Origin of the sequence: Leucothrix arctica, assembly GCF_003172895.1 — a bacterium.
GTDB classification, from domain to species: Bacteria; Pseudomonadota; Gammaproteobacteria; order Thiotrichales; family Thiotrichaceae; genus Leucothrix; species Leucothrix arctica.
Map to the genome: position 1 here is coordinate 23,311 of NZ_QGKL01000022.1, position 7,383 is coordinate 30,693.

Annotated in this window: 6 protein-coding genes; 3 read left to right on the forward strand and 3 right to left on the reverse strand. The window is 40.4% G+C overall.

Going from position 1 to position 7,383, the window contains the following annotated elements; genetic code table 11:
• Positions 1-7: 7 nt before the first annotated feature.
• The 3 genes from DKT75_RS07575 to DKT75_RS07585 form a co-directional block, all read right to left on the reverse strand.
• The gene (locus tag DKT75_RS07575; RefSeq protein ID WP_109822821.1) at positions 8-823 is read right to left on the reverse strand and encodes a transporter substrate-binding domain-containing protein; all 816 of its coding nucleotides are present in this window, start codon (positions 821-823) and stop codon (positions 8-10) included.
• Positions 823-2,583, reverse strand: a complete 1,761-nt coding sequence (locus tag DKT75_RS07580) for an ABC transporter substrate-binding protein (protein WP_158278810.1) — start codon at positions 2,581-2,583, stop codon at positions 823-825. Before DKT75_RS07580 ends, DKT75_RS07575 begins: the two co-directional genes overlap by 1 nt.
• A 77-nt stretch (positions 2,584-2,660) precedes the next feature.
• Positions 2,661-3,641 carry a prohibitin family protein gene (locus DKT75_RS07585; protein ID WP_109822823.1) on the reverse strand — a complete coding sequence of 327 codons (981 nt, stop codon included), beginning with the start codon at positions 3,639-3,641 and terminating at the stop codon, positions 2,661-2,663.
• A gap of 262 nt (positions 3,642-3,903) precedes the next feature.
• Here DKT75_RS07585 and DKT75_RS07590 point away from each other — a divergent pair, with 262 nt between their 5' ends.
• The 3 genes from DKT75_RS07590 to DKT75_RS07600 all read left to right on the forward strand — a co-directional run bounded on the left by DKT75_RS07590 (position 3,904) and on the right by DKT75_RS07600 (position 7,263).
• Entirely contained in the window at positions 3,904-4,956 is a 1,053-nt protein-coding gene (locus DKT75_RS07590; protein WP_109822826.1) for an ABC transporter substrate-binding protein, read from the forward strand.
• Between the two features lie 248 nt (positions 4,957-5,204).
• Positions 5,205-6,911 carry an HAD-IC family P-type ATPase gene (locus DKT75_RS07595; protein WP_109822824.1) on the forward strand — a complete coding sequence of 569 codons (1,707 nt, stop codon included), beginning with the start codon at positions 5,205-5,207 and terminating at the stop codon, positions 6,909-6,911.
• Positions 6,912-6,951: 40 nt separating this feature from the next.
• Positions 6,952-7,263, forward strand: coding sequence for a transposase (locus tag DKT75_RS07600; RefSeq protein ID WP_109821425.1), 312 nt, complete (start codon positions 6,952-6,954; stop codon positions 7,261-7,263).
• Positions 7,264-7,383 lie beyond the last annotated feature (120 nt).

Consider the following 7,383-nt stretch of genomic DNA (forward strand, 5'->3'; position numbering starts at 1 on the left):
CACTTATTTATGGGCGGCTAGTCGTGCTATGAGTGGGATTTCTTCCCATAAGCAACTCTAGACAGCTTTGATCCAGTTTTGCCGCCTTAATGGCTGCATTGATCCGTTTTATAAGATCAGCATTACTTGTGTCGGCAGCTAATCTCATGTGTGTTTGTGGAAGTTTTATATCTTCAACGTTAAAACCTTGTAGTTTTTCGTTTGTCACATTGCTGATGAGTTTGGCGGTCTTAACTCTGCTGTGATAGAACGATGCCTCTGTATAAAGCGCGTCAATACGGCCATTTACTAAATCGAAGACACCACTTTCTAAAAGCCCATAAGGGCGGAGACTGGCAAACTCTGAATAGTTATCAAGAAGATCAAGGTGCATCATTGAGCCGTAACGTACGCCAATCATTTTTTTCTTATAATCTTCTGGTTTTGGCTTTACAGTTTCACTGTCTGAAGCTTGTATAAATAATGGTTGCATATGGCATAAAGGCTCACTGAGTGTGAGTTGATCTATCTCTGGAAGGACAATATCATCAATAACAAGCAGGAGTTGTATGCTGGAGTTTTGCAAGTCATAAAGTAAGTTAGGGAACTCTTTAGCGGTGTACAGGCATCGCGCATCGATTTCAGTGCAAATGCTCTCAATCGCTTGGATCAATATCCCTTCCGTTGATTGATCTTCATTAAGATAGATAAATGGTTTTCTATTCGCCGTTACACCAATATTTATAATGTCTTGGTTTTCCGCTTTATTTTTGGGGTTATTTGATGCTGCATTAATCCCAAACCAAGGGCTCATTATTAACAACGTAATTAATAACGTCCTCATTACTGTATTACTCCAGTTTGAATAAAAGTATCTGGAGAGATCAGAATAATCGAACTATCCGGTATGTCCATTTTTTGCAAGTCTTGCAAGTTAGCCGAGATATCAGGTAATCCTCTAATCTTTTCTTCAAACTCATGCACACGCTGGTTATTTAGCAGTCCTGAAAAGTTGATGATTGAAGCGTTATTAACATCTCTCCGCTTAGTGATAACGAAAGTAACATTAGGGTCCTCATTCTTCTCATTTAACGAAATTATTGGAATTTTGAAAAAAGATAAACCAGCATTGAGTTGGTGCTGAAGTGACGGCTTTACCACTTGCTTGGTAGGTAAAAATATAACGTCAACACTCAATGATAACTTCCCGTAGCACGACAGCATTTCTTTTTTTATTTCATTATCACTAAGAATAGAGAAAGGAATTTCACAAGGAACAATTTGAATGTTTTTTTGCTCTCCTAAGGTGGCGAGCAAAGTATAATCAGCTAGCTTTTTACCTTCTATGGTATTTTCGAGAATCACCCCAAGTCGCTTAAACTGCAAGATGTCATGGGCAAGGTCTAGCATGTAGATTTTACTGTCATCGTCATGCATTGACTTAGAAAAAACGTCGGTAAAGTCCGTTGGGCTCTGATTTTCTACCGTCTTTTTCCTACTACTCTGGAAGCGCTCGAGATAATAGTTGCTATGAATAGCTGGCAGGTAATGTAATTCGCCTTCTCTCCAAGTCTGAAAAAAATATTTTTTGCCAAATAACTCACCTAGCTCGTCATAAGAATGTAATCCGGTCACACCAACCCACGCAGGCATGAAGTGCAAGGTTGAACTAATGAGGGGAGTAAGTGTTGACCCTGAAAGCTTTATTGCATGGGCCAGTAACTTAACTGAGTCGTATCCTTGAGCTGCGTTATAGTCTGGTAGCTCTCTGTACTTTGAGTAATAACGTGCATTGAATTGTTGAGTGATTGGGTCTTTCTTGGCTGCTTGGTAAATGCTAGGTACGATTGTACTGTTAGTTGCTTCCTTACCAGTCAGTGCATAATTAGCATTTGTGAAGGCGTCGGTACCAAGAATAGGGGTTTGTACACCCATGTCCCTTAGTTGTTGAGCCATTCTTGCACCTGGAGTACTCCCTGAAGCAATGAAAACAGCATCAAAGGGCTCTGTGCTAAGTTGTGCAATAATGTTACGAAAATTATCATCCTGTTCAAAAAAAGAAGACATTTTAGTGATATTGACGCCCTGACGTAACGCTTCATTTTCGAACATAAACGCGACTTCTTTGTTCAGATCATCACGGCTATAGAGAATGGCGATATTTTGATACCCCAGCATTTTTGCCGCACTTGCTAGTTGCCTAGACATAATGCCGCTACTAGGTGCCATGCGAAAAACATACTGGAAACCATGACCTGTGAGTTTTTTCGCTGTTGAAAAAGGAGGAAGAAAAATCACCTGACCTCGTTCATAGAGCATTGATGCAGGTACGGCAATACTTGAGCTCCTATGACCTAAAACAGCAGTGATTTTAGGGTTTGAAATTATTCTTCTTATGAGTGGCGTACTCTCATCAATGTTGTTGCCATCAACTTGTATTTGAACGTTTAGAGAACGGCCAAGGAGTTTTCCTTTTTGTTGGTTAATTTCATCAGCAGCTAAAAGGATGCCTTTGATGTAATTACTTTGCCGCTGGGGACTTACTGCAACAATATTAATGTCGCCTTTTTGTTTTTTTGCCCAGTCTGAGCGCAGCTTTCCCATATTTTCATAATCTGTGCTGCAAGCTGTCATTAACAAACAGGTTAAAACGACTAGAATATTCTTACTATGCAGCGTCATCATGGTTTCTGAGTGGTTGTTTTTTCTGAGATAGGGGCACTGGTTGTGTCACTGTCTTCATTGGAACTACTGTCACTAGTTGATTTATTTTCTTCTAATCGAGCAGCTGGTGTTCCATCTTCTTGTGATGTATTTAAGATGATTGGAAGACCATTTTTGCCAGAACCGATAACAACAACTTTTGCATTATTAGACATGGATAGCGACTCTGTTGCTTGGATTCCTTTCATTAATAGTATTTCAGGAGTTAGTGATCTATTAATAATGTTGTGATATTCAGATAGTCCTTTTGCTTCAATCGATTGGCGCTCAGCTTCCTTCTTGGCCGTTTCAATTTGGAACTCATAAGACTTCATGAACTCTTCTTTTTTTAGTTTATTCTGAATAGCGATAACCATTTCAGGCGGTAGTTGAATACTGCGAATGATTATGTCTTCAACTTCAACGTAATTTCGGCCTACCTCATCAAGCGCAGTCAAAATGGCTGTTGTTAATAAGCCGGCTTCATTGGTATAGATTTCTTCGGCGGTATAGTTGCCTAGTTGCTTTCGCATTACTGATTCTATTTGCGGCAAAATGACACGATTAAGGTAGTTAGGACCTATTTGCTTATGCAAAACACCAAGTAGTTCATACTCAGGCCGATAGCGAATAGCTAACAATAGATGTACAGCAAGCCCTTTGTTCGAAACTATATCAAACTCATGGTAAGCCACTTGCATGCGGGTTTCGTAAATATAGACTTTATCGAGCGGATTGAAAATATGGAGACCTTCACCATAAATACGGTCAATTTTTGTCCCAGTGAAACGGCTAAATAAAATACCTGCGTTACCCGAGTCGATTGTAATAACAATACGTGGCCAAAAGAATACCGTTATTAAACTAGCGATTAAAAACACAATGGTGAGTATGACTGCTTTTCCTCTGACCCACTGTTTAACTAGTCCATTTGGATTTGAATTAAGATTATCTTCCACTGACTATACTCAAGCTTTTATATGAATAAATGATTAAATATCACCTCTTGGTCGCTCTTTTTTGAACTGATTTTGGGGGAGGGTGACGAGTGGGTATTATCGGTTTACTATCAAAAATTAGTCAAGGTAAGGAGCTTCGTTTTAGGGGGGTATAGTGTTAATTTTTGTAAAGGTCGAGTCCTGCGATATTGCATCATCTGGTTAAATAGCTAAGAATATTGTTCTTATGATTTATAACGATAATTATTTTGGTCAGAGAGATATGTTAATAACTAGAGTTAAGTATTTTGTTGTTCTTTGCATTCTACTCTGGCCTGTAGGAGCCTCTTCTGAACAGTATATTGAGGAAGACAAAGTTATTGTTTATAACTGGTCTGATTACATCGCTGAAGGTGTCTTAGAAGAGTTCACCAAAGAGACAGGCATTGAGGTTGAATATTCGACATTTGATAATAATGAAACCATGTATTCAAGGCTGAAAATCCTGCGTGGACGAGGTCATGATGTACTCGTCCCATCGACCTATCTTGTGAGCAGGATGAGAGATGAGGGATTATTACAAGCCATTGATTTCGAACAGTTAGAAAACTTCTCTAATTTAGACAAAAGTCTATTGAATCGCTCATATGATAAAGGTAATCAATTTAGTATTCCTTACCTCTGGGGAAGTACTGGAATTGGCCTGAATAAGGAGTTGATCGGTGAGACTGAAATTCGCTCATGGTCAGACCTATGGAGTAAAAAGTGGAAAAACCGTCTACTACTAACAGATGATATGCGGGAAGTTTTTCATATTGCTTTAGCGCTTAATGGTCATTCGACTAACTCCAGAGATCCAGAAGAGATTAAACAAGCTTATGAAAGGCTCCGTCGCTTAATGCCAAATGTGAAGATGTTTAGTGGTGAACCGAAGAAAGCTTTTTTAGACGGTGAGGTGGATATTGGTCTAATGTGGAGTGGTGAAATGGCCACTGCCAACCAAGAGAATACAAAGTATCAGTATGTCTTTCCTAAAGAGGGTGTAACGGTATGGATAGATAGTTTTGTTATACCGTCACAAGCAAAAAATGTTAAAAATGCGCATAAATTTATAGACTTTATGTTGAGGCCCGAGATTGCAGCTCGCAGTACCATGGCATTTGGTTATGCAACGCCAAATATTAAGGGGCAAAGGTTATTAGATAAAAATATTCGGGAAAGCCCCATTATTTTCCCGTCACGAGAAGTGATTGATAACGCTGATTTTCAAGTAGATGTCGGCAGTGCCAGTAAGATTTATCAGCGTTACTGGAGAAAACTCAAAGGCAGTAACTAGGCTGGCTTGAGTCAATGAGCGTCCTGTATTCTCTGATTGAAATTCTATAGTGTCAAGAATTGTTAAGTTTACTTATTTTCAAACTTATCCTCATTTACCATCCACATTACTGCGTACTCTGTTGACTGAAAAGCATTAAGAGCGGGTAATTAATCATTCATGTTCTTTAATTTATGATGACCTGCATCAACAGTAATTCTGGTCTAACGGCTTTATTACTTAAATGAAGGTGGGCTCTTAGTGTGTTAATGCTTCCAGGATTAATCATTGTTGGGGTGTCGGCTTTTATCAGCCTGAGAGCGCTCAACAAAAAACAACAAAAGCGATTGGTAAAGCGAAAACCACGCGTTAAAAGGGCGTTGGTCAGCCAACAGGAATTGTTGATAAAGCAGCCCGAAAAGTCCACCTCAGAATCACAAAGAGACTTTACTATTGCAAGCGGCTCATTAGGTTTAGCATTGAGTGGTTATTTATTTTCACCCTATTTGGTTGTGCTAAGTATTGGTGGATTAGCTTACCTAACCGTTCCAACATGGAAGCGGGCTTTCCACGATATTACTAAACGAAAACGCTTCACCCGTATGGTTCTGGAAGCGACAGTACTTCCGGTAAATTTGCTCTTTGGGCATTATTTTGCGGTAGCGGGTGCCTATTGGGTTTTGTATTTTGCCGTACGCACCATGGAAAAGGCTAAAAATAATACCGTTCAAAACCTAGCCGATGCATTTGTCGAGCCTTCTAAGCAAATTGTCTATGTATTACGTGAAGGTGTAGAAGTCGAAATGGCTTTAGGAAGCATCATTAAGGGTGATGTGTTAGTTATGGTTCCGGGTGAAACTATTCCAGTTGACGGCGTGGTAATCTCGGGACATGCGACAGTTGATCAGTTGATGTTAACTGGCCAGTCTCAATCTTTAGAGAAACAACAAGGCGAGGAGGTTTTTGCAAAATCTCTTTTGCTCACTGGGCATATTCAGATCAGAGTTGATAAAGCCGGCACAGACTCTATTGCAGATAATACACAGCAGGTGCTGAGTCAGATGACTTCGTTTACCGATAACCTTGAATTACGCAGTGTTGATAATGCTGACCGAGTAGCCTTACCATATTTTGTGGGTGGCGCACTGACGGGCATTCTCAAAAGTCCTAACGCAGGACTTGCCTTGCTATGGGCACCACTAGATGATGCATTGTATGCTGCTGGCCCCCTAAGCGTACTTAACTACCTAAATATAGCTTTACGTAGGGGTGTTCTGGTTAGAGACGGAAGAGCATTAGAAGTCTTACGTAAAGTTACTACCATAGTCTTTGATAAGACAGGCTCCCTGATTAACGAAATTCCCAATGTAGTTAACATCCATACCTGTACAGACCTCTCTGAAACAGAAGTGCTTATGTATGCAGCTGCCGCTCACCAAAAACAAATAGACCCTGTGGCCCTGTCTATTTTGGCTGCTGCCGAACAGCAAGAAATTGATCTTCCTTCGATGCAAGTGAACGCTTATAAAGCAGGTTGTGGTACTAGTGTTTCTCTAAACAAAGACACCATACAAGTCGGAAATTATCATTACATAAGGCAACTTTCAATTGAGCTTCCTGCGGCACTGCAAGCAAAAGAAGCGCAATCATATGAGGGGGATTACTCACTGATCTATGTTGTGCTTAATAATAAAATTATTGGTGCTCTTGAACTGCGTGCAACTATACGATCAGATGCATTAGACACTATCAATAAGCTTCACGGTATGGACTACAAAGTCTGTATTATTTCTGAAGGTCATGAAGCCCCCACAAAGCAGCTAGCTAAGCAGCTAGGTGTAGATAGATATTTTGCCGAAGTTCCATCTGAAGATAAAGCTGAATTCATTAAAGTCTTGCAAGCAAGCGAAGAAGTGATTTGCTATGTTGCGGATGGTACTAAAGACTGTAGTGGCACACTAAATTTGGCCACCTGATTAGAGGTGATAAACTCACTTTAACTAAGCAGGTGTAAATATGACAAAACGAACCAGACCAACCTACTCACCCGAGTTCCGCCTTGAAGTTGCTCAAGAGGTCGTCGATAAAGGGCGCAATGTTAAGGACGTCTCAGAGAGTTTAGGATTAGGAAAATCGACGGTCGATAAATGGGCAAGACAGCTTAAACAAGCGCGTAACGGTCAGCTTTCTAGCGCTGCACCACTGACCTCTGATCAACTTAAAATTCGTGAGCTTGAACGTAAAATCAAACGGTTGGAAGGCGATAACGACATCCTAAAAAAGGCTTCAGCTCTCTTGATGCAGGACTCAATCAAAGGTTTGCGCTGATCCGTCAGCAGCAAGAGAGCCACAGTGTCAGCCGTTTATGTCGAGTATTGGCGGTCAACCAAAGTAGTTACCGTTACTGGTGCAAACCATCTAAAACTGTTTCACCACAACGCCTTAAAC

Excerpts from the sequence above, each read along its gene's own strand:
- DKT75_RS07575 (WP_109822821.1), bottom strand. The coding sequence starts at position 823 with ATGAGGACGTTATTAATTACGTTGTTAATAATGAGCCCTTGGTTTGGG.
- DKT75_RS07580 (WP_158278810.1), bottom strand. The coding sequence starts at position 2,583 with ATGGGAAAGCTGCGCTCAGACTGGGCAAAAAAACAAAAAGGCGACATT.
- DKT75_RS07590 (WP_109822826.1), top strand. The coding sequence starts at position 3,904 with ATGTTAATAACTAGAGTTAAGTATTTTGTTGTTCTTTGCATTCTACTC.
- DKT75_RS07595 (WP_109822824.1), top strand. The coding sequence starts at position 5,205 with ATGCTTCCAGGATTAATCATTGTTGGGGTGTCGGCTTTTATCAGCCTG.
- DKT75_RS07600 (WP_109821425.1), top strand. The coding sequence starts at position 6,952 with ATGACAAAACGAACCAGACCAACCTACTCACCCGAGTTCCGCCTTGAA.